Source organism: Phycisphaerales bacterium, from assembly GCA_020852515.1.
Taxonomy (GTDB): domain Bacteria; phylum Planctomycetota; class Phycisphaerae; order Phycisphaerales; family UBA5793; genus UBA5793.
Window position 1 is genome coordinate 1 of sequence record JADZAS010000029.1, and the last position, 26,479, is coordinate 26,479.

At 62.4% G+C, this 26,479-nt stretch carries 25 protein-coding genes; 5 read left to right on the top strand and 20 right to left on the bottom strand.

Annotation, left to right across the window (positions count from 1 at the left end):
* Together IT430_17270 and IT430_17275 are read right to left on the bottom strand one after the other, a co-directional pair.
* On the bottom strand, window positions 1–1,078 hold a 1,078-nt coding region (locus tag IT430_17270; protein MCC6909689.1), incomplete at its 3' end, for a HAMP domain-containing histidine kinase.
* A 3-nt stretch (window positions 1,079–1,081) separates the two neighbouring features.
* On the bottom strand, window positions 1,082–3,007 hold the full coding sequence (locus IT430_17275; protein ID MCC6909690.1) for an AAA family ATPase: 1,926 nt from the start codon (window positions 3,005–3,007) through the stop codon (window positions 1,082–1,084).
* A gap of 726 nt (window positions 3,008–3,733) precedes the next feature.
* Here IT430_17275 and IT430_17280 point away from each other — a divergent pair.
* The 3 genes from IT430_17280 to IT430_17290 all read left to right on the top strand — a co-directional run bounded on the left by IT430_17280 (window position 3,734) and on the right by IT430_17290 (window position 8,371).
* Window positions 3,734–5,209 carry an ATP-binding protein gene (locus IT430_17280; GenBank protein MCC6909691.1) on the top strand — a complete coding sequence of 492 codons (1,476 nt, stop codon included), beginning with the start codon at window positions 3,734–3,736 and terminating at the stop codon, window positions 5,207–5,209.
* A gap of 92 nt (window positions 5,210–5,301) precedes the next feature.
* Window positions 5,302–7,761 carry a hypothetical protein gene (locus tag IT430_17285; GenBank protein ID MCC6909692.1) on the top strand — a complete coding sequence of 820 codons (2,460 nt, stop codon included), beginning with the start codon at window positions 5,302–5,304 and terminating at the stop codon, window positions 7,759–7,761.
* Window positions 7,762–7,849: 88 nt separating this feature from the next.
* Window positions 7,850–8,371, top strand: a complete 522-nt coding sequence (locus tag IT430_17290; protein ID MCC6909693.1) for a hypothetical protein — start codon at window positions 7,850–7,852, stop codon at window positions 8,369–8,371.
* Here the strand turns inward: IT430_17290 and IT430_17295 are convergent.
* The 16 genes from IT430_17295 to IT430_17370 form a co-directional block, all read right to left on the bottom strand.
* Window positions 8,355–8,798, bottom strand: coding sequence for a hypothetical protein (locus tag IT430_17295; GenBank protein MCC6909694.1), 444 nt, complete (start codon window positions 8,796–8,798; stop codon window positions 8,355–8,357). The genes IT430_17290 and IT430_17295 overlap by 17 nt on opposite strands.
* Window positions 8,799–8,814: 16 nt before the next feature.
* Window positions 8,815–9,621: a phosphoadenosine phosphosulfate reductase family protein gene (locus tag IT430_17300; GenBank protein ID MCC6909695.1), complete on the bottom strand. Its 807-nt coding sequence runs from the start codon at window positions 9,619–9,621 to the stop codon at window positions 8,815–8,817.
* On the bottom strand, window positions 9,618–13,016 hold the full coding sequence (locus tag IT430_17305; GenBank protein MCC6909696.1) for a hypothetical protein: 3,399 nt from the start codon (window positions 13,014–13,016) through the stop codon (window positions 9,618–9,620). Before IT430_17305 ends, IT430_17300 begins: the two co-directional genes overlap by 4 nt.
* A gap of 91 nt (window positions 13,017–13,107) precedes the next feature.
* A complete protein-coding gene (locus tag IT430_17310) occupies window positions 13,108–14,043 on the bottom strand; it encodes a DUF4007 family protein (GenBank protein ID MCC6909697.1) in 936 nt (311 codons plus the stop codon).
* A 275-nt stretch (window positions 14,044–14,318) separates the two neighbouring features.
* Entirely contained in the window at window positions 14,319–14,909 is a 591-nt protein-coding gene (locus IT430_17315) for a tetratricopeptide repeat protein (protein MCC6909698.1), read from the bottom strand.
* 22 nt (window positions 14,910–14,931) lie between these two features.
* Window positions 14,932–15,432, bottom strand: a complete 501-nt coding sequence (locus IT430_17320) for a hypothetical protein (protein ID MCC6909699.1) — start codon at window positions 15,430–15,432, stop codon at window positions 14,932–14,934.
* A gap of 23 nt (window positions 15,433–15,455) precedes the next feature.
* Entirely contained in the window at window positions 15,456–16,373 is a 918-nt protein-coding gene (locus IT430_17325; GenBank protein MCC6909700.1) for a hypothetical protein, read from the bottom strand.
* On the bottom strand, window positions 16,370–16,702 hold the full coding sequence (locus IT430_17330; GenBank protein MCC6909701.1) for a hypothetical protein: 333 nt from the start codon (window positions 16,700–16,702) through the stop codon (window positions 16,370–16,372). The genes IT430_17325 and IT430_17330 overlap by 4 nt, the downstream gene beginning before the upstream one ends.
* A gap of 193 nt (window positions 16,703–16,895) precedes the next feature.
* Window positions 16,896–17,777, bottom strand: a complete 882-nt coding sequence (locus IT430_17335; protein ID MCC6909702.1) for a hypothetical protein — start codon at window positions 17,775–17,777, stop codon at window positions 16,896–16,898.
* Entirely contained in the window at window positions 17,768–18,271 is a 504-nt protein-coding gene (locus tag IT430_17340; protein MCC6909703.1) for a hypothetical protein, read from the bottom strand. The genes IT430_17335 and IT430_17340 overlap by 10 nt, the downstream gene beginning before the upstream one ends.
* A gap of 11 nt (window positions 18,272–18,282) precedes the next feature.
* Window positions 18,283–18,684 (bottom strand): type II secretion system protein, encoded by a 402-nt coding sequence (locus tag IT430_17345; protein ID MCC6909704.1) that lies wholly within the window; start codon window positions 18,682–18,684, stop codon window positions 18,283–18,285.
* On the bottom strand, window positions 18,681–19,133 hold the full coding sequence (locus IT430_17350; GenBank protein MCC6909705.1) for a hypothetical protein: 453 nt from the start codon (window positions 19,131–19,133) through the stop codon (window positions 18,681–18,683). The genes IT430_17345 and IT430_17350 overlap by 4 nt, the downstream gene beginning before the upstream one ends.
* Before the next feature lie 38 nt (window positions 19,134–19,171).
* Window positions 19,172–19,615: a type II secretion system major pseudopilin GspG gene (gspG, locus tag IT430_17355; protein ID MCC6909706.1), complete on the bottom strand. Its 444-nt coding sequence runs from the start codon at window positions 19,613–19,615 to the stop codon at window positions 19,172–19,174.
* Window positions 19,612–20,853, bottom strand: a complete 1,242-nt coding sequence (locus IT430_17360; protein ID MCC6909707.1) for a type II secretion system F family protein — start codon at window positions 20,851–20,853, stop codon at window positions 19,612–19,614. Before IT430_17360 ends, gspG begins: the two co-directional genes overlap by 4 nt.
* Before the next feature lie 11 nt (window positions 20,854–20,864).
* Window positions 20,865–22,325, bottom strand: a complete 1,461-nt coding sequence (tadA, locus tag IT430_17365; protein MCC6909708.1) for a Flp pilus assembly complex ATPase component TadA — start codon at window positions 22,323–22,325, stop codon at window positions 20,865–20,867.
* Window positions 22,326–22,338: 13 nt separating this feature from the next.
* Window positions 22,339–24,627, bottom strand: coding sequence for a hypothetical protein (locus tag IT430_17370; GenBank protein ID MCC6909709.1), 2,289 nt, complete (start codon window positions 24,625–24,627; stop codon window positions 22,339–22,341).
* 186 nt (window positions 24,628–24,813) lie between these two features.
* Between IT430_17370 and IT430_17375 the strand changes: the two genes are divergently transcribed.
* Both IT430_17375 and IT430_17380 read left to right on the top strand, forming a co-directional pair.
* Window positions 24,814–25,191, top strand: coding sequence for a hypothetical protein (locus IT430_17375; GenBank protein ID MCC6909710.1), 378 nt, complete (start codon window positions 24,814–24,816; stop codon window positions 25,189–25,191).
* Between the two features lie 23 nt (window positions 25,192–25,214).
* A complete protein-coding gene (locus IT430_17380; protein ID MCC6909711.1) occupies window positions 25,215–25,490 on the top strand; it encodes a hypothetical protein in 276 nt (91 codons plus the stop codon).
* Between the two features lie 5 nt (window positions 25,491–25,495).
* On the opposite strand, the gene IT430_17385 is transcribed toward IT430_17380, so the two are convergent.
* Both IT430_17385 and IT430_17390 read right to left on the bottom strand, forming a co-directional pair.
* Window positions 25,496–26,206, bottom strand: a complete 711-nt coding sequence (locus IT430_17385; GenBank protein MCC6909712.1) for a hypothetical protein — start codon at window positions 26,204–26,206, stop codon at window positions 25,496–25,498.
* Complete coding sequence (locus tag IT430_17390; GenBank protein MCC6909713.1) at window positions 26,124–26,339, bottom strand: hypothetical protein; 216 nt, start codon at window positions 26,337–26,339, stop codon at window positions 26,124–26,126. Before IT430_17390 ends, IT430_17385 begins: the two co-directional genes overlap by 83 nt.
* Window positions 26,340–26,479 lie beyond the last annotated feature (140 nt).

Consider the following 26,479-nt stretch of genomic DNA (forward strand, 5'->3'; position numbering starts at 1 on the left):
GCGCGCCACCATGCGCTGCCACGTATCGGCGGGCAATGGGAAGGCCATAGCCCGTTCCCCGGTTCTTTCTGCTCGTGCGGCCCGGCACGAACTCACGCAGATCGGCGAGATCCCGCGCATCGAGCCCAGCGCCTGTGTCGGCAACCTTGATGACGATTTCGTCGTCCCGCGCCACGGCGATGACCGTGATCTGTCGCGTTTGCGCTGATCCGACTCGATCCGCCAGCGACTCGTAGGCATTCTTGAGGAGGTTCGTCAGCGCCATCAGGATCTGGTAGCGCACCACCTCGACGGTGATCGCCTCCGGCACCGTGATTGAGCATGCGACCGACGCGAGCGCCTCCCGGTCCACGCGTCTGGCATCGATGGCCAGGCGATGGGCTTCCTCGACGATTCCCGACAGGCGCTCGCGGCGCCGCTCATTCGAGAGTGGCCTGGAATACTCACTCATGTCCCTCACCAGGCGTTCGAGGAACGCGATCCGCTCGGCGATCCCGTGGGCCGTGGAATTCACTCTGAGCAGATCGGGCTCTGCGGCCTGCACTTCCCGAATCAGGGCTTCGCTCTTCAATTTGAGTGATGTGATGACGCCTCCGAGGTTGTGGGCCGTGGTCCCCACGACAATATCGGCGAAGCGTTCCGCCATCGCCTGGGCCCGCTCCGCAGCCATCGCGCCGTGCACGCGGGTGATCGCGTCGTATTCGCTCTGCACCTGCTGGAATTTTCGTCGCGCTCGCTCGGCGTCACGCTGACCGCGGCGACGTCGCGCCAGGCTTCGCTCCGCGGCCTTGCGAACAAATGCGTTGGGGTCGTCCTCAAGCAGTAATGCCAGCCGCGCCAGCGTGCCGTCTTCGAAGAGATGGAGCAATCTCGCCACGGCCTGCCGGACTTCCGGCTTAGGGTCGCCGGCGAGAATCTCCGCCAGTGGTTCGACCCGCGAATCGGGGCTTTCCGAACGAACGCGATCGAAAAGCGACCTCGCCAGTTCCAGGCGCTTTGGCCAGTCCAGCGCCTCCGGGTTCACCTGAAGCATCGACAGTGCGACCGTAGGATCGGAGATTGAGGTAGAGGGACTCATGATTCAGTAGTCGTAGCGACGCCGGCGCTCCTTGAACGCCTCCTCGCCCCCTTCCAGCAACGTCACGATTTCCTCCTTGCAGTCATCGACGCTGCCGCACTTCTCAATGCAGGCTCGGGCGCCGTCCGACTCAAACACGAAGATCCTCTCAGCATCCGCGAGCACGGGTATGTTCGGATTGTGCGTGACGAAAACCAGTTGACGACGCGACTTGATGTCGCGGACCTTCTCGACGACGCACTCGTAAATGAATCGATTGTCGAGGTTGTCTTCGGGCTGATCGACGAGAAGCGGATTGTCGCTGTCGAGCAGCAGGATGGGCAGGATCGTGGTGCACTTCTGGCCCGTGGACAACGCCGTGGAATCCTTGTAGGAACCGCCATCTCTGAGTTCCACCCGGGGCTGATCGATGAGTTCGACAGCCTCCAGTTCCAGCAGCGCCGGCGAATCGACCAGCGAGGCAATCACGCGGTCCGCCTGCTCGGCGTTCAGCTCCGCTTCGTCGATGAGCCGCCGGGTGTCGCGCGCCTGGATCACAGAGACGAGATCAGCCGGCCAGAATGCGTTCACGAGCCGTTGTGCTACGACATTGTGCCGAATTCGCACGCCGCGCAGCAGCTCGACGAGGCGATCGAAGTACGGCTGAGGGTTGCCCGACTGGAGAATGCTCACCCGAATCGAGGGCGCCAGCGCCTCATTGATCCGATCAACGATCGACTGCCGGATCTGAAAGCGTCGATCGCGGAGATCGGAGAGCTGCCGGGTCAGCGCCTCACGCTCGCTGAGCAGCGCTGCAAGTCGCTCCGTCAGTTCATCTCGCTGACGCTGCTTGGCCAGTAGCGCATTGCGGAGCCGCTCCAACCTGCTGCGCTCGGCGGCCTGTGTCTGTGCCGCCTGGTGCCGCTCAATGACCTTTCGGAACTCGATCTCCTGTCGGTTGTGCGCTGCTGCGAGATCGCGGCCGCTATCCTCGAACGCCCCGCGGGCGCGATCAAGTCGGCGCATCGCTTCGTCGAGAAGGATGTCGATCTCGGCGCCAGCGCCCGTGATCTCCTGTTGGACGCGCTCGATGTGCTTGCCATTGGGTCCCGTGATCAGGTCGTTTGGAAACAGGGCACGGGTCCGCGAAACCAGACGGCCAGCCATTCCTTCGATTTGGCTGCGATACTCATCCAGTGCCTGCGCCGTGCCCTCGAGCGCCCGCGTCTCGCGGTCGCGAAGCGCCTTGAGGGTGTGCGCCTTGTTCACCGGTTCGTCAGCGCCCCCGGCGCCTTCCGCGTAGCCCCTGAGTTTCTCACCGATCTCCGGCAGGGAGCCCAACTCTCCTGTGAGCGATTCAATCTGCTGGCGAATCGGGTGAATGGAGCCAGCGTTGGCCGCGAGCGATTGTTCGACGTGGGCGATGTCCCCGGAAACCTGGCGGATCTCATGCGGGGCGAAGTCATCGATGAGTTCCAACTGCGAGAGGGACTGATCGGCGATGCGCTCCACTTCGTTCTGGCTGTACACGTCGGCCTTGAAAAGTCCGCCGGCCCTGAGCTGGATGTCTGTCGGTAATCCATCGGCGGTGAGAATAAGCGGCTTCTCGCCGGCGGCACGACTGATTCGGTAGGACAACCCGTCCCTGGTCTCGATCTCCAACTCCACGCGGCCGCCATTGAGATTCTGCTGGATGAGCGACTCGATGCGTTTGCGGTCAGCGGGGTCGGACTGCGGATCAGGTAACGCGTCGAGAGCGAAGCGGACGAACTCGATCGCGGTTGTCTTTCCCGTGCCTCTTGCCCCGATCAGACAGTTGAGGCCCGTTGAGAGTTCCAGCCTCTCGCCACCGAGATAGCCACCGATGATCTCGATCGAGCGGATGCGGTTGGACGGGGGCGCGGCCGGTGGCGAGGGCGGCTCGACGCCTGCTGCTGTTGTCGCTTCCATTTCTCCTCCTGCCGAGAGCAAAGGCCAGAGAATTCGGTTCCCCCCCGCCCCAAGGTTAGCATTCCGTTCGGCACTGTCAACCTCTATTGGATTCCAGTCAGGTCCGGCCACACCGAGTCCGCCAGCCGCCGTCTACAGGGTCATCACCCGCAAGCGCTTATACATCCAGCACGACTAGGAAGTGCATTCCCGTTCGACTGCGCGTCATCCGCTGGGAACCCCCAGGCGGCCCTCCGTTTCGCGGACGTCTGGAAAACGGAGCTCGGGCTCGGTCGGTTGTTGCCGCGTGCCAAATCGACCGAGTGGCTAGTTCCGTTCATCGTGTTGAACATCCATCCCTCTGTCCTCATGCCGTTCCAGCGAGCTATGTGATGGTGGTCACCAGCGAGGCTGCACGGCTCGTGGGGTAGACAGGCCGGCTGTCATCTCCTATGCTTCGGAGATTCCGTCATCCGGGCTACATGCCCGGTACATCTTGGCGGGAGCAATTCTCCGAGGATTCCTCCCCCATACAACTTGGAAAGCTTCGGTACCACTGTGGTGCCGCTATCTTGCTGCCGCTGAATCGCCCAGCCGGCAATCGATCCCTCCGAAGCAGCGCTTCGGTACAAACAGGGAGTATTTACGATGGCCACTACCGCTGCGTCCTCGCCCTCCGACAACAAGAGCGGGAGGCGTTCGGAATCCCAAACGCGTGAAGTCACGATCAGGCCGAGCATTCCCCGAGTGCTTGAAGCTGTTCGGCGCATCGGGCACAGCCCCGAAGACGCCATTCTCGATTTGGTTGACAATTCGGTCCAGAATCATGCGACGATCGTCGGTGTCGTGCTAAGTGGGCAGAAGTCGTTCGAACAGATCGAGATCGCGGACGATGGCTCCGGCATGGACGAGCTGCGCTTGGAGGAGGCACTTCGGCTCGGCTCGCTGGTTGAGTATCCGCCCGATAGTTTGTCGAAATACGGTCTGGGGATGAAGGCCGCAGCGCTGTCACAAGGGCGGCGCCTGACTGTCTTGACGCGGGCGGACGGGCACTCCCTGCTCAAAGCGGAGTTGGATCTCGAGATCATTGCAGCACGTGACGATTATGTCGTTCGCTTCCTACAGCCGACCACCGAGGAAGCCGAAACGTTCGAGGCTCGCACGGGTGGAGTTGGCACACTCATCCGTGTCGACGGCATATACCCCGACAGCGCCAAGGGCTTGGCCGCCACGCTGAACCGAGTGCGTTACGCAGTTGCCGAAACCTATCACCGCTTCATGACCGCGAATGATCCGGTCCACTTCTTGGTGAACGGCAAGGAGGTGGAGGCGTTCGATCCGCTCTTCGTTGGTGATCCGGCAGTCACAGCGCTCCTTGAACCCAAGAAGCTGGACTTCGTGGACGCGACCGGACACAAGGTCGTCATCAGCGTCCGAGCGAATCAGCTCCCACACCCTCCGTCACAACTTGACCGCAGGCAAACGAAGGAACGATACGACATCAAGCAGAAGAACATCGGCGTCTACGTTTACAGGGCGAACCGCCTTATCCGTCGGGCTGAGACGCTTGGCCTATTCACGCCGGAGACGAAGCTCCTCGCGTTTCGCGCGTCGATCGATTTCAGCCCGGATGCGGATGAATTCTTCAGCTCCGACGTAGCCAAGCGCCGGATCGTGCTGGCTGATGCCGTTCGAACCAAGCTGGAGGACTTGCTGCGGCCCGCGCTGCATCAATCCCGCGACCTGTGGAAGAGCGCGAAGAGGGTCGAGCCGGGTCAGTCGGAGCCGACTCCGCACAAGGCCGCCAACAGCCAAATCAACTCGAAGGACTCACTCCTTTCCACGGGGCGAAAGGAGAAACTGTCACCGAAGGATAAGGCCGCCAAGGCATCGAAGAAGATCCCGCGACTGTCCGCAGAGCACAGGGACAAGATCCGCATTATCGAGGTGCCCGAATTGCCCGATGGTCTGCTCTGGCAACCCGTGCTCGACAAGAACGGCCAGGTCTGCGTTCGCATTAATATGGGGCATCCATTCCACGACAAGATCTACAAGAGCTACAAGGACGAGGATCCCGACCTAGTCGAGGCCGTCGATTACCTCCTGTGGGCGCTCGCTCACGCCGAGTACAACATCGGTTACGACGAAGATGGCAAGATCGAGATGATGGAGGAGTTGCGTCGGTTCGCATCAGCCAACCTGCGCCGGCTTCTTTTCGAGTGACCGCGATGAGGCATGCACATTGGTTCTCCTCTAATACGTTCTGACCATCACGCTCCTTCCAAGGCAGGCCTTGGTACAAACGGGAGACAGCCATGACCGTCGACGAACGCACGCTCGCAGCCCTTTTCAGAGACCTTTACTCCGCGGATTCCGAGTCCGCAGTCGCCGCCGTCATCGAGAAGCACCCTGTGCTATTCGCCGATCCAGCCAACTGGCGGCCGCTGGGTGGGATCGACAACAATTTCGGCGTGGTTGAGAATCAGCAATCATCTCCGATCGCATCGCTGATCGAAAAGCTGACCAACTCCATCGACGCGATCTTGATGCGACGATGTCAGGAAGAAGGGATCGATCCCAAGTCCCTGCCCGCGCCCCGCAGCATGCAGGAGGCCGTCAAGCGTTTCTTTCCCGAGCATGGGCTTTGGGACTACGCCGGGAACGAGCGCCGCCAGCAGGCCCAGCGAATCCAGATTCTCGCCGACGGCCCCAGACGTGATACGTCGCTGGTGATCTACGATGACGGCGAAGGTCAACACCCGAATGACTTCGAGCGTACCTTTCTCTCCTTGCTGCGCGGCAACAAGAACGACATCCACTTCGTCCAAGGAAAATACAACATGGGCGGAAGCGGCGCCATCGCCTTCTGCGGTCGCAAACGCTATCAACTCATCGGGTCGCGTCGCTACGATGGGACCGGCCCCTTTGGCTTCACGCTCATCCGCAAGCATCCCCTGACCGACGAGGAAGGGGAGAGGTTCAAGAGCACGTGGTATGAATACCTGGTCGTTGACGGCGCCATTCCGGCCTTTGCGATCGACGAGATTGACCTCGGGCTGCACAAGCGCTCCTTTACGACGGGAACAGTGATCAAGCTGTATTCGTACCAGCTGCCGACCGGCATCTCCGACATCGCTCGCGACCTCAACCAGAGCATCAACGAGTATCTGTTCGAGCCGGCGCTGCCGATTTACACAATCGAACGTGAGACGCGCTATCCCCATGCGCAACTCGACAGACACCTGTACGGCTTGAAGCGACGCGTCGAGCAGGAAGACAGCGCCTATGTCGAGGACTACTTCTCCATCGAGTCAATTGATGACATCGGCAAGCTCAGGGTGACCTGCTATGCGTTTCGCGCTCGGGTCGCCGGGAAGAGCGCGAAAGAGACGAGGGAGAGTGTTGCGCGGGAGTTTTTCAAGAACAACATGTCTGTGTTGTTCTCCGTGAACGGCCAGGTTCACGGACACTTCACGTCGGAGTTCATCACGCGCACTCTGAAGATGAACCTGCTCAAGAACTACCTGCTAATCCATGTAGATTGCACCGACCTTGTGCCTGAGTTCCGCAACGAACTGACAATGGCTTCGCGCGACAGACTGAAGAGCGGAGGCGAACTGCAGCAGCTCCGCGATCGGTTAGGCATGATGCTCAGGAACAGCAAACTGGCCGACATCAACAAGCGGCGGAAGGAACTGCTGGACCTCGACAGCTCCCAAGCTGACGACCTCGTCCGCTCGTTTGCCGAGAATCTGCCGCTCGATTCGGCGATGACGCGCCTGCTCGACCAGGTCTTCAAGCTAGACCGCACCGATCCGCGGGCTATGAGGGACGACGAGAAGCCGCGCAAGCCGAAGAGGCAGACGCAGGAACAGAACGACAGATTCGAGCCCAAGCGGTTCCCGACCTTTTTCCGACTTCAGGCGAGACATAACGGAGAGACGCCGGCGATCAACATTCCCAAAGGTACTGAACGAACGATCCGCTTCTCCACCGACGTGGAGAACATGTACTTCGATCGCGTACATGAACCCGGCGAGCTGCAGATCGCGTTGCTCAATCAGTCGGAGAACGAATCCGAGGGCGGGACGGGCCAGGGCAAGGGCCGCGCGTTGTCGACGGTGCTGAACGTTCGCAAATCCAGTCCGAACGACGGAACGATCAAGATGCACATGTCGCCCACCGAACAGGCGCAAGTCGGTGAGTCGGTCAAGGTGAGGGCGACGCTGACGAGTCCGGGTGGAAACCTCGAGGAAGCGTTTTGGGTGAAGATCCGCAATCCGGAGCGGCCGCCGAAGAAGCAGCGGAAGTCGCAGGATGAGGCGAAATCCCTCGGCCTGCCAGATTACAAATTGCTGGTGCGGGAGCCGACTCAGCCCGGATGGCTGTCATGGGAACAGGCCAACGAGATGGGCGCCGACATCGACTTCGGGACGGTGATGCATCCCGTTGCGGAGGGTGACACGCTGAAGACCATCTTAATCAACATGGACAGTTCGGTTTGGATGGATTTCCGGACGGGCCTGGGAACCTCGCCGTCACCCGAGCAGATTGATGTCGCTCAGCGTCGATACATCGCTTCCGTCTATTTCCACACATTGTTCCTCTACATGATCATGAAGTCCCGGGGATACCAGGTACAGCGCGGTCGGAGCGATGGAGAACCGGAGGAGATCGGAATCGAGGACTACCTGAAAGACCTGTTCCAGAGCTGTTACGCCGACTTCCTCATGCGATTCAACATGAGTTCGCTCGTGGAGGCGCTTGGCGACTGACCCAGTACGATCCTCGAATGGCGATTGTCACCCACGTTGGACGGCGAGCAATGGAGTTCGGCTACGAACCTAGGGAGCGCACACTTCAATGAATCAGGACCAACCGGCGAGTCTACAATTCACGGCCATGCGGCTCGACTATGCGTGGAAGTACTTCGATTCTGCTGCACAGAAGCGGATGCAGTACATCAACTACTTTGTTATCCTCGTCGGAATCCTGGCAAATGCCTATGTCCTCGCGGCGAAGGATGGTGAATTCGCCATCGCTCTTGCGGTGTGCCTCTTTGGAGTGGCATGCGCTATCACATTCATGATGCTGGATCACCGGATGCTCGTTTTTGTTGAGCGCGCGAACATGGTGCTTGAGAGTCTTGAGCGCGAGGTCATTTTCCCTGATGGAGCAACGAGGGTGACCCGTTCGGGACCAACGACGGAGCAGTTGGGACTAGCGCGAATCGAGCCAGACATGCGCAGTACCGCCACAGCCTGGCAGAATATTTCCTATTCGCTCTCGAAGGTCAAGCTTTGGGTACGGTTTGTCGTAGAGGGCGGCGCGGCCCTCGCCTTTGGCACCGGGGCAATCCACGCCTTCATCAACCTCGTGTGCTGAACGTGGCCCTTCCTCTTTCATCTTGAACAGGGCCCGCGCTCCGAAAGCGCTCCAGGGTACTCACGACGCCCTCGAAGGAGGAAACCTGCGTGACGAGGGGGTGCCAATGGAAGATATTCTCGCGTTGCCCGACGACAACCACCGGACGACCAAGAGCTATCGCAATGCCCGTTTCGACATGCTTACCTCCAGGAACGTAGTGACCCGGTTCTTCGGCGATTAGCACGAGCGCGTCGGCCGCACGCACGTCCTCCTCATCCATGACCGTGAGGTCTCGCCGCTCATCGTCTGTGTAGGCCTGTGCACCATGACCGAATTTTGAATCACAGGTGATCCATCGTGCGACAATGACATAGCCGCGGTTCTCAAGGAGCGATTTGAGTTCGCGTGCCCGTATCTGCGAATGAGATGCAATGTACAGTTTCATCGTAGGTGAGCGCCAGTCAGATGTGGCAGAATGAGCATGGCAATGTTTCGATCTCTTCGTCATCATCTTGACCGAGTATGTGCAGCAGCTTCTTGGAGTCAACGGAGCGCAATGCATCCTCTCGCTTGTGCAGTTTCCGTTTGATTTCGGCTTGTCGTTCAGGATCCTCAAGAGCTTCGAGAGACTCACGCTCCGACCATGTGTAGCCCGAGCCGTCCTTCACATTTGGCTTCTCGTAGGACTTCGCCAACTCAAAGAGCTCCGGATGATTCTCCTTGAGACCCACCCACTCGTGTCGCTGCTGGTAGAAGCAGAAGTAGCATCCCGAGCGGGTTCTCCACGAGTAGTACTCAGGGAAGCCGATGCCGCTCTCATCGAGAATCCGATGAACATCGTCGAGCGTGTAGCCCGCCTCGACGAAGGGATAGACGGGATGGATGTTCGGCTTGGTTGGTCGATACCCGCCTCTATTCTCGTCGGCGCGGATGCCGATGTACATGTTCACTTCGTCGTCGCCGATGTGCCGCTCGAACGGGCGAATCTTCAGCATCTTCGTGCACCACCGCATGCGAGCCGATGGCAAGTACCCACCGAACACCTGCAACCAATGATCGAAGCCGTGTTCAGAACAAAGTCTCGTAATTGGCTTGCCGAGATACGCCTCAAGCTTATCAAGATACTCGTATGTCTCCGGCAGCTCCTTGTCCGTATCCGAGAAGACATACTCGACGTCGGAAATCCTGTCGCGCAAATAAATGGCGAGGGCGGTGCTGTCCTTGCCGCCGGAGAGTGAGACGATGTGCCTAGCGGTGGTTGTGCTCATGATCGTTTCCCGTTGTGCGACCCGGGCGGCGAGTTTAGGTCGATCCGCTGGCGAAGCGATTCGCAAAGGGCGGCGACAGCAACATTCCGGTCGATCGCTTTGCCTAGGACTTCCTCAAGGGACCGGTGGAGCTTCGCCACCCGAGATGTAGTACGTTTCGTTAGGTGAACGGCGTGATCGAACTGGCCGAAGGCTGTCCCGGTGAGGGATACGCGGATCGAGGATGCAGCGGTGGTCCTCATCGGTTGGCCTTCCAGAGTGGCTTCGAGGAGAGTGAATCGACGGGCAAACTGATTGAGGCGCACTAGAAATCGGGCCTGATCTTCATCGCGCCACTTGGGCATCGGTCGCTCCGCGACAAGAGCGGCAACGCCCTCAGTCCATTGCTCCGCATCCGTTTCTGGGGCACAGATGCGATCAATAAACATCTTCATGTCCCGCTCCACGGCGTACTGGGCCAGCAGACCAGCGCGCTCTTGGAGATGGATTACGGCTTTGCTGCCGTCTGATACGCCAAACGCATCGCCGATGGCAGAGAAGGTGGATGCAACCAGGGACGGATAGACCAATCGCAGCTCGGCAAACGCATGTTCAAGCCTGTCGCGGTAGGTTCGGATATCCCCGGCTCTGCCGCGCTGGGCGGCGACAAACGGATCAAGGCCACACGCTCGCGGGAGATCGGTGAAGAGAAGCGCATCAGGTTCCGTCGCTTCCCCGAAGGCTGCGCGGACGGCGGTGGTGGTCGTGGAGATGTTGCCGGTACGACTCGTGTATTCGGGAAGCGAGCCCATGAACCGAAGCATGGGGCGCACGACGCTCAGAATATGGGCCTTGCCGGGCGAGGCGGCCGACGACGGATCCCCGACAATCCGCTCCAATTCCCTGAATACCTGACCTCGTACCCCGGTCACCTCCCAGCGACGAACAGTGAACCGCGCAGGCGCCTTGATCAGCCGCTCGAAGACGGCCGCGCTGATGGACGGGCAGAATGCTCCATCTTCGTACAGCGCAACGTCCGACTCCCGGGCGATCAGCACAGCGCACAGGAAGATGGGAATGACACCGTCGCGGAGCCCATAGGGGGGGCGACGAAGCATCTCAAAAAGATCTGCCAGAGTCGTCCCGGAGTCGGCGGATCCCTCGACGAAACGCTCAATCGCCTGGTACACGGGCAATGCGCTGGAGCTAGACGGGGGCCGGCGAAACGCAAGCTCACCGTTGCGACCCTTGCGATGCAAGCTGAGACCGCCTTCCACGCTGAGGATCGAGCGGTAGATGCTTCGTTCCGGTGGATCGCCATCAATACCAAGGTCGGGCAGTGTCCAGCACTCAATCATGCGTTTGACCAGTGCGCCGCGCGCCGCGGCGGCGGCGCTTGAGAGCTCTCGACGATTGACCATCTCGTTGTCGATCCGCGGCGCCTCGTTGAAGACCCCGTCACAGATCTCGGAAAGCCGCTCGCTCAGTTGTCGGCTCGATCGAATGTGGATCGTCTTTCCACCAATAAGCCATCGGCCGTCAGTGTGACTTCCTCGGACAAGCAACTGGTAGACGAGGCCGTCGAGCGACCGCTCCACTTCGATCCGACGAGCGTTCAGTTCACGTCGAGCCGTCGCATCATTCTCAAGCTCCCGCGTATTCGCGCGAACCCAGTCAATGGCGCCGAGCTCCAAGGCAAACTCGAAGAGTCGATCCTGCGGCGGAAGAAGCAGAAAAAGCGTTCGTGCGTCGAACCGGGCACAGTCCGTGTCGTCGAGGGTCCGTTCCGAACCTCGCGATGGCAAAACGACCACAATACGACCGTCGTGATCGCCTGGTTCTGGCGCTAGGGAACCGAGCTCGTCGGCGTGGGCGAATTCCACGCCGAAAAACCTGAGTGTGCCGCGCTCGAACGCGTGTCGTCTGGCGAGCAGCGGGCGCGCCCGGTGGTGGCGGCCCAGAAGCGTTGCGACTGTTGCCGTCTTCCCGAGTCGGCTCCGGCCCTCCTCGAGCCGGGCATCAACATCAACATCGCTGCCTTCCCAGAGCGTATAGCTGTCGTTGTATCTGCGGTGAACAACGATCGACTGCCGCTGCAGATCCCTCAAGGCGCGATCGAGATCTTCGGAAGATAGCCTTTCATCGAGCGCGTAGACGAGGGTCTCCCTTGTTGGGCGCAGCGGGTACCATCGCGACGCGATGTTGAGCAGGGCGACCGCCCTCAGCGTCAGCACGGCGTGCGGCGAGAGCCTCGGGTGTCTGGCTTCTGCCTCAAAGGCTTCAGCCCAGCGCTTGGCATCTGCGGTGTGAAGCAACCCGTTGCCGATTGCATTGGTGAGATAGCCGTACAGATCGACGACGTCGTACAGGCGATGGGCAGCGTTGTTCGTGGCGCGCGAGAACGCCCGCAGGGCGCTGGGGTCGTCGGACACCAGGAAACTAAAGGCCGATCGCTCGTTCTGACCGACACGGCGAAAGAGCGGCCCGATCAGCGTCGCCGTCAGCGGATGTAACGGGGCGGCGAGTTCCAACAGCTTGAGACCATCGATCAGGTCGAGACCGGGTGGGGCAAGCTCGTGCTCCCAAAGGCGGGCAGCCCGAGCCTTGAGGTGCTTGGCCACCTCAGGATGCTGCCGAATCCCTTCGGCCTCGCGCATGCGCGCCCAAGCGAGGGCGACAAAGCGAAGAAGCTGGCTCGGCGGTTCGTCGAAGACGATGTCGTCGAACCGTCCCCGGATCTTCTCCCACTCCGCCCGGTCGCTAGGCGGCAGTCCAGCCGCATAGCCACGAAAATCCTGGTGGAGGACTCCGATGAGAAGCAGCCGGCCCTCGCTTCGCGCAGCGAGTTCTGCAATCTGTTGAAGCAGGAATACGTCCGATCGCTGAGGATTCCCCGCCGCATACTCCAGCAGCTTTCCAAGTTCATCGATGATGAGCAGCAGGCCGCGCGGACCGCTTCGCGCCGCACCAACAGCGCTGACAATCTCTTGGAGAAGTTCTGCAACCTCTGAGCTGGAGACGCGCTCGCCTGATTCCGCACGCCGGTGAAGTCCGCGGAGTTGTCGCGATATCCGTTGCGGAAGCGCAGCAGATGCGAGATTCCCATCTGCCAGCGCGCGAAGGACGGTTCTCTGAAGCGATTCGCTTGCCCCCGAAATCGTGACGGGCTGAAGTCTGGTCCGATGACGATCGTTCGGAAAGAGACGCTCTGCGAGCCGCCTGTCCGACTGGCGAAGGCGCCGGATGAAGTCAGCCGTCAGCGGGTCTTTGCTCGAAGCGAGGAGATGCGAAAGGAAAACGCAGAAGGCCGACTTTCCGGTCCCGAACGGGCCCGTCAGCGTCCACGCGCCGCCGGCGCTCGCCGAAAGGGCATCCGCCACTCGCGAGAGCGCGCGAACCGCATTGGGCGTGACCACATAGTGATCCAGTACCTCGCCGTTCCCGCGGTCCCGGACCACATGGAGGGAGGGGAGCCGACCGAAAGGCGCCTTCGAAGTTGCAGTCAAGTTACGCGGCACGAATGGTCTCCATTTCGTGGGCGTAGTGGTTCTTGAGAATCGTCAGCGGCTTCAGCGCCTGCCGACGCAGCAGCTGACGCAGTCCGGCCGTGCTGTCGAACATGCAAGCGCCCGCGGTGACCTCGTGTATCGACTCGAGGTGTTCGACCAGAGCGTTCTCCGAAAGCTTGAATACCTGTCCGGGGCTCCCCGGGGCGTAGGCGATCTGTTCGAACGAAAGCGTGTCGGCGTCACCGGACCAGAACGATGCGACGGCGAAGGCGACAATGCCGATGGGAAGCGTTGGCCGGACGCTGCGATCGAGCATGATCCTGTCCGACCTCGGCTCCTTGTGGAGCAGACCAAGGTCAGCCAGCGGCGAATCGTATGTGTCTTCCTGCGAGAGCTTGCGATCCGGATCAGCGGGTGTGTATGCGCGGACGAGGCACTTCACGTCGCGCTCAATCGTATTGCGACTCAGCTTCTTGACTCCGGCTTCCGCGCCCGCCTTCCAGAGGGCATTGACTAACTCCTCGACGCTGAACGACGGCTCTCGATGTTCGTTGAACAGGTAGAACCATGTCGTTGGGGAGCGTGTCGGATCAGCGCACAACTGCCAATGCAGAAGCCATGACGTCCCGGGGTCCTCCAGATAGGGGTCTGCGCCGTGCTCGCCGAATACGAGCGTGCCCAACGCCGAGGGGCGGTAGGAGCCGCCTCGACGATCGTCGCCTATGGTCTCAATCAAACCTGCCCGAGAAGCCCAATGCCGTATCGAGCGAACCATGTTCTTCCCGACGCCAAGCCGCACCACCGCGTCCGATCGGTTGAAAATGGTCGGGTCAAGGGTGCAGCGTCGGACCGCCTTCGTCGGCCAAGCAAATCGGAGGGGAAAGCTCTCGTGGCCAGAGAACGAGATCGACTGGACGCTTCGGTGCTCAGGCATCCAGGCAGGATACGCCCTTGAGCCGCCGGCTGCAAGTCGGCGACCGCAGAGCATCCGACGCAGCCGCGAGTGCAGAGCCAACTACGCAAGGAACCCGTCCCGCTTTGTTCGGGGCGGAAGTACCGGGGCTCACTCAAACCGAGGGAGTCGGCGCCGGCTCAAGTAACTTTGGACAGCGATCGAATCACTTCAACTCGGTGCGATAGCGCGGTCTAGCGGAGCCGCCGGACCGCGATAGCACTTGGAACCTCGGAGAACTCACCAATGCGGCGAACTTAGTCGTCCTCCAGAGCCAGCTTTGATCTCGCCCACTCCCTCCACTGCTCGGTCTCGCCGCGCATGGCGATCTCCTCAAGGAATCCGCGGGTCCGGTCATCGGTGCGTCGATATCGCAGTTGAAGCCGCGCCAATGCCTCGGTTGTCGCGATGTGGCCGGGGTAGACCTCTAACGCCGAGTCGCACGCCGCGAGCGCCTCGTCCACTCGGCCGGCCCGCTCGAGTGCGAGTGCCAGGTTCAGTCGCGGGTCCGGGTGGCCCGGCATGAGTTTCCGGGCCCATTCGAACTCATTCGCCGCCTCGTAGAGTTCGCCGCGATTGAGGTGGAGCACGCCCAGGTTGTTGTGGGCTGGTCCGTGGTAGAGGTCGAGCGTCAGCGCCTCGCGCAGCAGCTTCTCCGCGCGCGCCGAGTCGCTCTCCATCAGTTCCGCCGCCTGTCGAGTCAGCCGCTGAGCCTCAAGCGGATTGCGCGCCACTTCTTTCGGTGCGCTGTACGGGCCGACGGAGCGGCTGCCGGTGCATCCAATCGGAGTCAAAGCAATCGCCAGAGCCAATGCGGAACTGAGTATCGCTTGAAGTTTCTTCTTCATGTGCCGCTCACTTCCGTCTCCGCTACGTGCGCGCCAGGTACACCGCACTGATGTGGAGCCGCAGATCGTACAGCTCCGAATCGTTCTGATCGCGTCGATGGGTCAGTTCGAGCCGGCCCGACGACCACTGATCCTGGACCGACTCCCATCGTTCGAGGAACCGGCCGATCTCGGCGGGTGTGAGTCGTTCAAGGCTGATGGCCAGAGACTGCCGCCTCAGCGCCGGCTCGCTGCCCTGAGCGCTCGCGACCGCGGTATCCACGCCCTCGCCGATTCCCTGGAGTCGGTCGGCGGGTATCCCGGCATCGATGAGCGCCGCGTTCACCAGCGCCAAAACGTCTGTCGTAGGTCGCTCACGCCAGGCGACGAGATCTCGTTTCGCCCGAAGCTCGAAGACCCGCTCCGCGTCGCGATGCAGTTGATCCAGAGCGCCGGCGGCCGACCCGTGCTCCAGCCGAGCCGCTTTGACTCGATGCAGTTGCACTGCGATCACGCACAGCGCGGCTGCGACGAAAAGAGCCATGATCAAGGATGGGCGCAAGCCTGTCATGAACCGCCCCCGTCCGCCACTTCCTGTGGAATCAGTCGGGGAACCAATTTCCACGTCAATCGCACACCGTTGGTCACCGCGCTGATCTGGGGCTGCCGCGCTTCCCACTGGTCCGGCAGATCGAATGCTGAGACGAAAACCTGCGCCGCCGGCGCCGTGGGCAGCAGGCCGACCAATGTGACCGACTCGGGCGTCACGCTGAGCGACTCGGTCATGATCGGCTGCTGCGCTGGCCACTGCTCGAACAAGCGAGCAAGCATGTGCGCGGACTGCGGATCGTCAGAGCCGATCGACTGCACGGCGCTGCCTCTGGTGCGCTCGAGCTGGCGAAGCTCGGCTACGAGGCGCAACGTCGGCGACTGGCTTGAGGGCGCGGTGCTCTGCGGCGGATAGAGATCGTCGAACACGACTTCACGCGCGGACACCATTTCCCCAGTGGCGCGATGCCACGCGCCGATGCGGCGCTCCGCCCCAAACGCAACGGCGACCGTGATGAGCGCGAGCGCCGCCGCCGATTCGAGAAGCAGCCGCCGGCGCTCCCGCTTCACAGGCGCCGGCTCATGGCGACCGGTCAGAAAGTTGATTGATCCAACGTCCACCTCGAGATCAGTGCCGAGATCGGACGGAAAGGCCTCCGGGCTGAGCGTCAGCGCATCACGGAGTTCCGCGCTCTCCAATATCCGATCATGTTCGATACCGCACACGATGAACCGATTGCCCTTCACCGGCACGTACACAGCGTGGATGCGGTCTATCGGGACTGGCAGCTCTGCCTCGAAGAGAAACCCGAGCGCCTCGTCGCTGGGGCGGCGATGCAGCAATCCACCGGGCACGACCGATGCGTCGAGGACGGCCCAGTAGAAGCGATGCGCCGGCCAGACGACGCGTCGTCGCACTTTCGCCGGAGCACTCATGGCTGACTCCCGTCGTGCTCGCCGAGTGTGAGCCGAGTCCCCGGCTCGGCAGGTGCTGGCGTCAGCGCCAAGCGGAACGTGCGTGAACCATCGCGCAAATCCACACCGCGCGCGTCCACGTTTCCGATTTCCAACCGGCCGATGTGATCACCCGTCGAGACCATGTGGAGTTGGTCAGCGCCCACCTCGTAGAGCGCGGCGACGAGTCGCTGCGACTCGGTGATGATCGCAATCAGTTCAAGATTCGGCGGCGGAGCAGGCGGCTCGTCCTTGCCCGCTGTCGCCGACTCTGGCTCCACCGGTGCATTCCACAGTCGAACTTGAAACACAGACGCGTCGAACGGCGGTTTGGCGGGGTTTCCACCAGCGGTCTCGACTGGAACAGTCTGTGGAGTGGTCCAGTCGCGAAACAAAGCAGTCGGCGTGCGAACTGGAACAATCGCCCATGTCAGCGCGATGAGAGCGACCGTAACGCCGGCGGATCCCGCCACCGCGCGCCTGCGACGCCAAGACCGGATTGGATCAGTCGGGGATGACAAGGCGCTGCACGCACTCCCATCTGCCGGAGGATTGACGATAGACCACCCACCACGATCGCCGCACGGAACCGACTCGTACGTCAATCCGCACGCCCCAGGCGGAACTGGAGCCTACGAGACGCGGGGCAGAGACACTCGAGTTGTCATTCTCAAGCGCCCGCGGCAGTGGAGCGAGCCGCCCTTCGCTGCGAGCCGCCACGATGACCTCGATCCCACCTCGACCCGCTGCCGCCAGCGCCGTCTCGACGAGCGGCAATGGGGCCGCGTTCACATTGATCGAGCCATTTTCGCCGACAGGGTGTGTCGCGATCCACGCACCGACCGAAAGCACATCATCCTCATCCGGCGCCGGAAACGCGCTTCGCAGCGCGGAGCGATCCAGTTCGGACAAATCAAGCGCGAATTGATCCAAGCCGACCGGCTCCGCTTGAGGAGCGTCGGCCGCATTCACCCGTTCTAGGATGCCACTGGGGATCGCGGCCCGTAGAGGCGAGCCTGCTTTGATCGACCCCAGTGGCGCCATGCCGCACTGATCCCATCCCGTGATGCGGACTTCGTAGATGGAATCGCCGAGTTGCCAGCGCTCATTAAGCACATCAAATCGAGGGCTCGTTGCTTCAAGGTCCAGTACGACTTTGCTTGATTCCGTCGAGAGCCACTTCTGAAGCGGGCCCGCCTCCAGTTGCGCCCGGATCGAATCGGCAACCCGCCCCTGCTCCGAAACCCGCTCCTCCACACTGGCGAGAAGAGCGCGCTGCGTGAACCCCACCGCCACTGGGACGATCAAGACGAGCATTGCGAGCACGAGCAGGAGCGCCACGCCGCGACGGCGCGGACAACTCGTTGTGAAGGAGTTCAGGGCCATGTGAACCTCCTGCTCAACGAGTCGCCGTAGCGCGAGACGATCGTCAAGGTGAGGATGTGCTGGGGCTCATCCAGTTGGACTCGCCAATCGGCGACGCCGCCGAGCAATTGCCGGTCCACCGGTGATGTGGATCGCGCCGTCGATGTGATGGCGACTGCGAGTGTTTCAGCCGTGCGGTCGAAGCGGTACTCATGGATTCCAGAACCCGTGTTGTCCCGAGACTGCGTCAATGTGCTTCGAGTGCGGATACGAAGGCGCGCCGGCTCCAGGACTTCGACGCGCGGCTTCGGCTTGCCATTGTGAGCAACGGCTTCGAAATCCCCGCAAACCAGTTCGTCTCCAATTCCATCCAGAACGCGCATCGCCGCTGATCTCCACGCGAGCCGCGGCCCCTCCTCCGCCGACAGCCGCGACACCGTCACAAGCCAGGACGTCAACAGGGAGCACAGGGTTCCGAGCAACGCCAGGGCGAGGAGCAATTCCAGAATGGTCATGCCGCGGCGCTTCACGGGGTCGGGCTCTCCCTTGGCAGTTCGAGCCAGCGCCAGACGATGAAATGTTCGCACGAGAACGCCACCCACGCGTGCTCGGGCTTTTCCGCAGCAGGTTCGTGCTCGACACGACGGATTTGGATGGGCGGTCGTGCCGGATCATCGGGCCAGGGCATCGTGAAAGCAGCGCCCGGATCAGCGACAAGGCGCTCGCGCAATTCGCGGTCATCAAGAAGTTCATCGGCGGCGCTTCCGAGCGCCAGCATGTCGATGGTGGTCGCATTGGCATCAAATTTCGTGGGCAGCACGGGCACACTGCGAAGCAGCGAAGCGCACACGCTGCCCAAGATCGCCAGCAGCACCGTGGCGGCGAGGACTTCAATCAGTGTCATGGCGCGTCGGGATGAGCGATTCATGGTTCTGTTCCGTTCAAATCGTCGCTGCGAACCTCGCCGGTGAGACCATGAATAAACCACCTCTTCGACCGCCCCGAGTGATTCGAGATCTGGACTGTCACATCGGCGCTGCGACCAGTACGGTCGATCAGCAGTCCGTCGAGTACACGCCCTCGGGTGCTCGCGGCCTCGAAGAATCGAATGAACGTGGAACCAGGAAGATCGAGGGAGGCCGACCATCCTCCATCGGAGGTGGGCGTAACATGGGCAGCGAGGCGCGCACCATCCAGGAGCCGAATGACGACCGCATCGCCTTCGGTTCGCGCGGCCAGCCGAGCCTGCGCATCGAAATTCACAATACCCCACCGTGCCGCCTGGAACGCACCTGTCTCGTCTGCTCCGGCGAGCGAAACAACCGCGACTGACGAAATCAGCCCCAGCAGCACGACCACGGCGAGCATCTCGATCAATGTGAATCCGCGCTGTGATCGCGGGTTGACTCGGGGGCTCATTGGTCCGCCTTCCCTCGAAGATTGGCCGATGACAGATCCGCGCTTTCTCCCTCGCCGCCCGGTTGTCCATCGGCTCCGTACGAAAGAATCTCAAAAGGATGTCCATCAGGCCCGGGCATCACGTAGAGGTACTGGCGGCCCCAAGGATCGGCCAGTTGGTCGGCATTCACGTAATACGAGGCGGTCGGAGTCGCGTGCGGCGCGCTGAGCACCGCCAGGCCCAATTCGTTGCTCGGCCAGTCGCTCTTTTCGATGCGATACGTCTCGACCTTGCCCACGAGCAGTCCAATGCCGCTCTTGGCCAATTCGTGTTTGGCCTTGCCGAAGGTGCCGGAGAACCCGACAAGCAATGTCGTCGCGATGAGCCCGAGGATCACGACGACCGCGAGAATCTCCACGAGCGTCATGCCGCGGCGAGATCGAACTGAGTGCTGATTCACCGTATCACCTCCTGGAGCCGCGTGAGCGGCAGCACGGCGGCGAGCACGACCGTGCCGACAAGGGCGGCCAGCGCCAGAATGGCCGCCGGTTCGAGCAGTGTCGCCAGCCGATTGATCTGCCGCTCGGTGCGGCGTTCATCGCGCTGCGCCATCCGCTCAAGCGTCGCCTCGAGTTCGCCGGCCGCCTGGCCGCTGTGAAGGAGGCGCCTGAATTGCGCTGAGAACCAGAGCGGATCGTCGAGCACTTGAGCCAGATCTCCGCCTGACTCAATCTCTGTCGCGGCGTTCGTCACCACGCGATTGAGTGCGATAGGTAACGTGGTTGAGAGTATGCGCAGCGCCTCGACCGCGGGCACGCCGGCCCGGAGCAGGTCCGCGAGGTTCTGGCTGAACCTCGCCACTGCCCAGGTGCGGAGGACACGCGGTGTGCAGGCGGCCGCGAGTCGTGCGGCGCGTGGCGACCTCTGAACTGCGGCGCGAAGGGCGACGGCTCCACAGGCGGCGAGTATCACGGCAATCGCAAGCAGTACGGCTCCCCATCGGGCCGCAACCTGGCCGCCGGCCATGACCCATCGTGTGAGAGCAGGCACTTCGATTCTCGCCGTCGAGAGCAGATTCGCAAGGTCAGGGAGCGTCTTGACGCTCAGGAACACGGCAACGCCGACGGCGGCCACAGTGATGATCGCCGGATACGTCAACGCTGCAACGAGCTGGTGCCCCAATTGGCCGACTCGCGCTTCCCGCTCCGCCATGTGTTTGAGCACGCTCGGTAGCATTCCACCGTGCTGGCCCGACTCGACCATGGCGCAGTCGATGCCGTCGAACCACGAGGGGTGATTGCCCATCGCCTGGGCCGGGCTGGCGCCGCTCCGCATCGCTTCGCGCCACTCGATGAGCATCTGTCGACGCGAGCGCCCCGACCAGCGATCCCGCTCCTCGCTCATCACTTCCAGGCACTCGACCAGCGGCAGCCCGGATTCGAGCAGCGAACATAAGCCCTCGAAGATCTCGGCGCGCTGATCCCGGCGGCGCCCGCGGAGGTGGCGGTTCCAAACGTGTCGCAGTTGAATCGGCATCGCGATCGGCTTGCGCGCGCGGCGCAGCTCGACAACCTGCCAGCCGATGCGGCGCAGCGAAGCCCGGACTTCCACAGCGGACCCGGCCATGAGTTCGCCACGGCGCGGCGCCAGCGCCTCTCCCGCTTCAGTCCGCACCGCCGTGTAACGCCAGAGTTCCATTGCAGTTCGATTCAGACCATCTGCACCACGCGATGCACTTCGAGCGGAATCGTTTTGCCCTCATCCACGAGTCGCTGTCCTTCTTCACCCAGTGTCCGCATTCCCGCTTCCCGTGCGGCGGCTCTGATCGACGCGAGGGCGGCGCCTTCGGAAATCAGTTGCCGCAATCGCTCATCAAGGGGCATGAGTTCAAACAACCCCGTGCGGCCCTTCAGTCCCGTGCCGAAGCACTCATCACAGCCGGCCCCGCCGCACAGCTGGTGCGTGGTGCGGACCAGGCGCTGGGCGAGCACCGCCGACAGCGAGGCGCTCACCAGGTACGGCTCAACTCCGAGGTCCACCAGACGCGTCACGGCGCTGGGGGCGTCATTCGTATGTAATGTCGAGAAGACGAGATGCCCCGTCAGACTGGACTGGATCGCCACCCGCGCCGTCTCGGCGTCGCGGATTTCGCCGACCATGACGACATCAGGATCCTGGCGCAGAATGTGCCGCAGACCCGTCGGGAAGGTGATGCCCTTCTTGCTGTTGACCTGCATCTGGCTCACCGCTAGCCCGACCGTCGAGAGTTCGTACTCGATGGGGTCTTCGATCGTCATGATGTTGAGTTGCGGTGATGCCGTGCGGCGCAGTGTCGAGTAGAGCGTCGTCGTCTTGCCGCTGCCGGTGGGGCCCGTTACGAGGATGATGCCGTTGCTCTGTGTCGCGCGCGCCAGGAACGCCTGAGCCACATCCTCGCGCATTCCCAGCCGCTCAAAATCGCACAACTGCTGGGCGCTGTCCAGCAGTCGAACCACTGCGCGCTCGCCGTAACTCGTCGGCACAGTGCTCAGGCGCAGATCAACCGGGCGGCCGCCGATGGTCACGGTGGCGCGTCCATCCTGGGGAATCCGATGCTGGGCGATGTCCATGCGCCCCATCACCTTGATGCGGCTGACCACGCCCGAGGTCATCCCGGCGGTCAATTGATGGACATCGTGGAGGACACCGTCCACGCGGTAGCGCACCACGGTCCGATCCGACAGCGGTTGAATGTGAACGTCGCTGGCGCCCTTGCCCAGCGCCTCGAAGAGCAGCGCATCCACCAGCTGGATCACCGGCCCCTTGCCCTGCGTGCTGAGCAGATCGCGATCCGCCTGCTCGAGCCAGCGGGCGACGGCCGTTGAGCTCTCGTCAGATTGGCCATTTCGATCGACGCCGGCGGCAGAGCCGTTCCAGCCGCCCGCCTTGCGGTGCTGGGCATACGCCTCGTCGATGAGGCGAGCGATCTGTTCAGCCTCTCCGATTGTCGGCCGGACTCGCATCTGAAGGAATGTCCCGACATTGTGGATCGCGAAACGACTCGTCGATTCACTCACGAGGAGTTCGAGTTCATCATCCTGGCGCCCAGTCCCCAGGATGAGGTGCCGCCGCGCGAAGTCGCGCTCGATGCGCTCGATGAATTCAGCATCCACAGTGGGCGCAACCGGCATGCTTCCTCGATCCTCAATGAATCACACGCGGCTCGACCACCGGCCAGCCATCGTCGATGCCGCCAGCTTGCATCGGCGCCTCGCTCAGGTAGCGCAGATCCTCAAAGTCCAGCCGGCGGAGCACCGAGGGCCGAATGAAGATGTAGAATCGCGAGCGACTCTCGGTGCGCGAGCGGTTCTTGAAGAGTTCGCCGACAATCGGGATGCTCCCCAGCCCGGGCACCTGCGAGACGCCCTTTGATTGATTCGTCACCTCGATGCCGCCTAGCGCCACCACGTAGCCGTCGGGGATGGTGGCCACACTCTGAAGCCGGTTCTCCTGGCGCGGCGGAGGCAAGGACGGGTCGGCTGACTCGCCGACGAAGGAACTCAGCGTCACGGAGTACTCCATGATCATGTGGTCGCCCTCGGCGATCTGGGGCTTGACCGTCACCACCGTGCCCGCGTCTTGGGTTCCTCCGAAGGAAGTCGTCGCGATGGTGTCGAAGGCGTTGATGCTCACGAAGGGCTGCTGGAGGACCGAGTTGAGCGACGCCTCCTGGTTGTTGTTCACCAGCACGCGCGGCACATTGAGCGACCGGCCCTCGTTGATCGTTTCCAGCGCCCGCACGACCACGCTGAAGTCGCCAGGACTGAGGACTAGGGCGCTCCCGCCACGAGCATTTCCCACGCTTCGCACGCCATCGGTGATGGTGCTCAATCCAAAGAGAGACGAGAGGGTGATCCGCACATCCCCACTCACCTCGATCTTCTCAAGTTCGACGCCAAGATCGAGCGTCTGGCTCTCCGTCAGACTCACCATGAGGATCTCGACCATGACCTGTGGCTGGCGCACATCCAGCTCATCGATGAGCCGCCGCACCTGGTCGAGCAGGCGCGGCTCACCCATGGCGATGATCGTACTGGTGGTTTCGTCGGCAGTGAGCGTCAGCGCAGGGCGCTCTTCGCCGGATACGGCGCGACCAGCTGACCGGCTCGGCTGTGCCGGCGGCGCGGTTCCACCGGCCGGAGGTGATGTGGATTCTGCCTGCGGTGAACCGGGCACGAGGCGCACTGGAGGTGTCTGATCCGATGAAGAAGGCTCGGTTGGCTGGACACCCGGCATTGGCGGAGCGTCCGCGGCTTCAGCGAGCACGCCGCTGGCGAGCAGGCGCTCGAGCACTTCGATGACTTCACCGACCGGCCGATTGCGCACCTGGAAGGTCCGCAGCGGACGACGGGCCTCGGCGGGCAGCGCGTTGAGCCGATCGATGAGCGATTGGACCTCCTCGTGTTGAAGCGCCGTGGCGGTCAGAATGATCGAGCCCGTGAGTTCATCTCGCACCAGGCGCCACTGGTCGCCCGGTGTGCTGCTCGGCCGAACCACCTGCTCGACAAGCGTCGCCACTTCGTCGAGCCCGAAATACCGCGGGCTGTACGTCCGCGTTTCCACGGGCGGAATCTGATCGAACCGCTCGATGAGCGAGCGCCACTGATCAGCCTCGTCCAGCGGCGCGATGAGCACGACAGCGCGATCGCCCGGTTCAGCCACCACACGGCCTTGGGTCGTGCGGCCCTCGACCAGGTCACGCGCGGCGGTAATCGAGGTCAACATCGCGGCCAGGCGCGTCGCAGGCAGGTGAACCAGCTCGACACGCTCGACCACAGAGGCAGCGCCTGGCACGTCGATCGACTTGAGCAGTTCCAGCGCCTGCTCGACTCGGGGCCTCAGGTCGGCGATGAGCAGCAGGTTGCTGTTGCCAAGCGGCGACACTGTGCTGCCCGTCCGCGACAGGACGGCTTTCATCGTCTCGCTGATTTCCTTGACGGGCTGATGTTCGACGGGAACGACCACAGCGGTGAAGCCCGACGGTGCGGTGGCAGCGGCATCGATCTCCGCTAGTTCCGCCAGTCCCGCTGCATCGGCGAGGCGCACGACACTGAGCATCTCCCGGCCATCGACGCCGCGCAGGCGCACCGTCGTGAAGCCGCGCAGGCCGAGCACTCGATTGGTCAGCTCCCAGAGTTCTGCATCCGTGAGCGATTCCGTGAGCCGCAGCGTCACCTTGCCCTTGATGACGGAGGCGTCGTACTCAACCGTCAGATCGAGGCGCTGGGAACAGAGATCAACGAGCCGCGCTAGTTCGACCTCGCCCTGGAGCTGCGTGCGAGGTGGTTCCGTCTCCTGCCGAACCTCCGATGCAAGACACTGCGGGCGAATGCCACCGCCGGCCAGTACGGCCGCTGCCGCTGCCGCAGTCGCGGTAAGCCGGGTCAGTAGCGGGAGGTTCCTTAGCGGGTATCCTGCCATACTCGGTGACATGTTACCAGATCGGGAAGCGACCCGCAAGGTTGACCGAGTGATTGGACCGCTGACCGCCTCCGTTGAGCCATCTCCTCGTCGTCGTGTACGAGGTCACGAGAATGAAGCCGCAGCCCTCGTCATCGCAAAAATCACGACCAAGCCGAGTCTACGCGATCTTCGTTCTCTCAGTGGGCCTGCTCGCAGGTGTGCTGCTCTCCATCGACCCGCTACTGGAGGTGCAACGGGCTAAGGGAGCGGCGACCCACGGCCACGGAACTCGAAGCGCTGCTCCATCGCCTCGGGCTCGACGCCGAGCCTCTGGCGGCCGCGGGTGTTGAACCAGATCAGGTGGATGGAATGGTGCGCCGGCTCGTCGCTGCTCTGACCGAGGAGGACCGCTCCATCGGCTCCATCGACTGGCAATACGCCGACGCCGGCATCCGGTCGCCCAGGCCGAACGCGATGAGCCTGTTCGGCGCAACTCACGGGATGGCGATGCTGCTGAGCAGCGCCTCGCCACCCGCACCAAGCAGCGCGACGAATTTGTGGACCGACTCTTTGCTCGGGCCGTACGCTCACTGAGCCCCGCGGAGCAGACAGTGCTCGTGGCGATCCAAGGCAACCGGTCCTGGAACCGCCCCGTCGAGTTCCTCGTCGTCGATCGCGCCGACGAGCAGTGGCTGGAACTTCGCACTGCCCTGGCCGTCGAGCGGCAGTGCCGCGAGCGAGGGGAAGTGCTCGACGTGGAAACCTGCGCCCTACTCGCCCGCCTTCGACACGCCCCGGCGGTCAGCGAAGCAAGGGCCAACCTCGCGCGGCTCAGCGAGTCAATGGAGCAGGCGGCAAAGGCGGCGGTTGCGAAGCTCGGGAATGACGAGTGATCCATTCACGTAACCGCACTGGCAGGCAAGGGTGAGGCGCCAAAGGGGAAGACTTCCGGCTCGCCGTAGCCGGTGTAGAAGATTCGCTCGACTCCCCAGCCTGAATCGTTCACCAGCATCACGACATTGTAGTTCGCATCAGTGAGATAGTACCGGCGTTCCTCGGGCGGGCCGGAGGCGTTGGCGTCGCGCTGGCGCATCACGATGTCGTCGATGTAGCGGATGCCGAAGACGAAGACGCTCACGCCCTGCGTCGATGATTCACCGTTCGGACGGCTCTCGATGCGCTGCCAGGACTCGGTGTAGTACTCGTAGATGGGGGCGTCGGAACCGATAGTGCGGGGGATGCGACGATTGAGGCCGTCGTAGCCATACTCGCCGACCGTCACCGGCGTGACATCCTGGTTCTGGACCTTGACGACACGATTCCACGCGTCGTAGGTATAGACACGAAGGTAGTCGTCATCCGTCATGTTGCCGGCCAGGTCGTACGCGGGCTCGGCCGGCCCGCTGCCGGAGTTGGCGGGATAGGGATCCCGCTCGGTGATCTCATTGGCGAGGCCGCCCGGTGAGGCATGACTGCGCGAGTCGTTGAAGTCGTCGGCATCGACGAAGTCTTCATCGCCGTTGCCGTCAAACTTGTACGTGGTCCAGTTGCCCAGCGCATCGAGCGTCCATGCTGCCGTAGGAGCGTTCGATACGCTGGATCGCGTCATCGACTCCGGAGGGGATCGTCGTCGCCTTGTCGGCCAGGAATCGGCCCAGACCATCGTACTCGAACTCCCTGATCACACCGCGTTGGTCCTTGATCCAGGTCGGCTGGCCCTGGCGGTTGTAGGCCAGTTCCACGCGGTCGTAGGTGCTGCTGTTGGCGATTCTCTGCGTAACTGCGATCAGCCTGGTGGTGGTTGTCCGCCGCGGCAGCTCTGCGGCTTCGATGAGTTCCGTCGCGGCTCACGCCGAGATCAACAGCGCCGAGGTCGAATCCC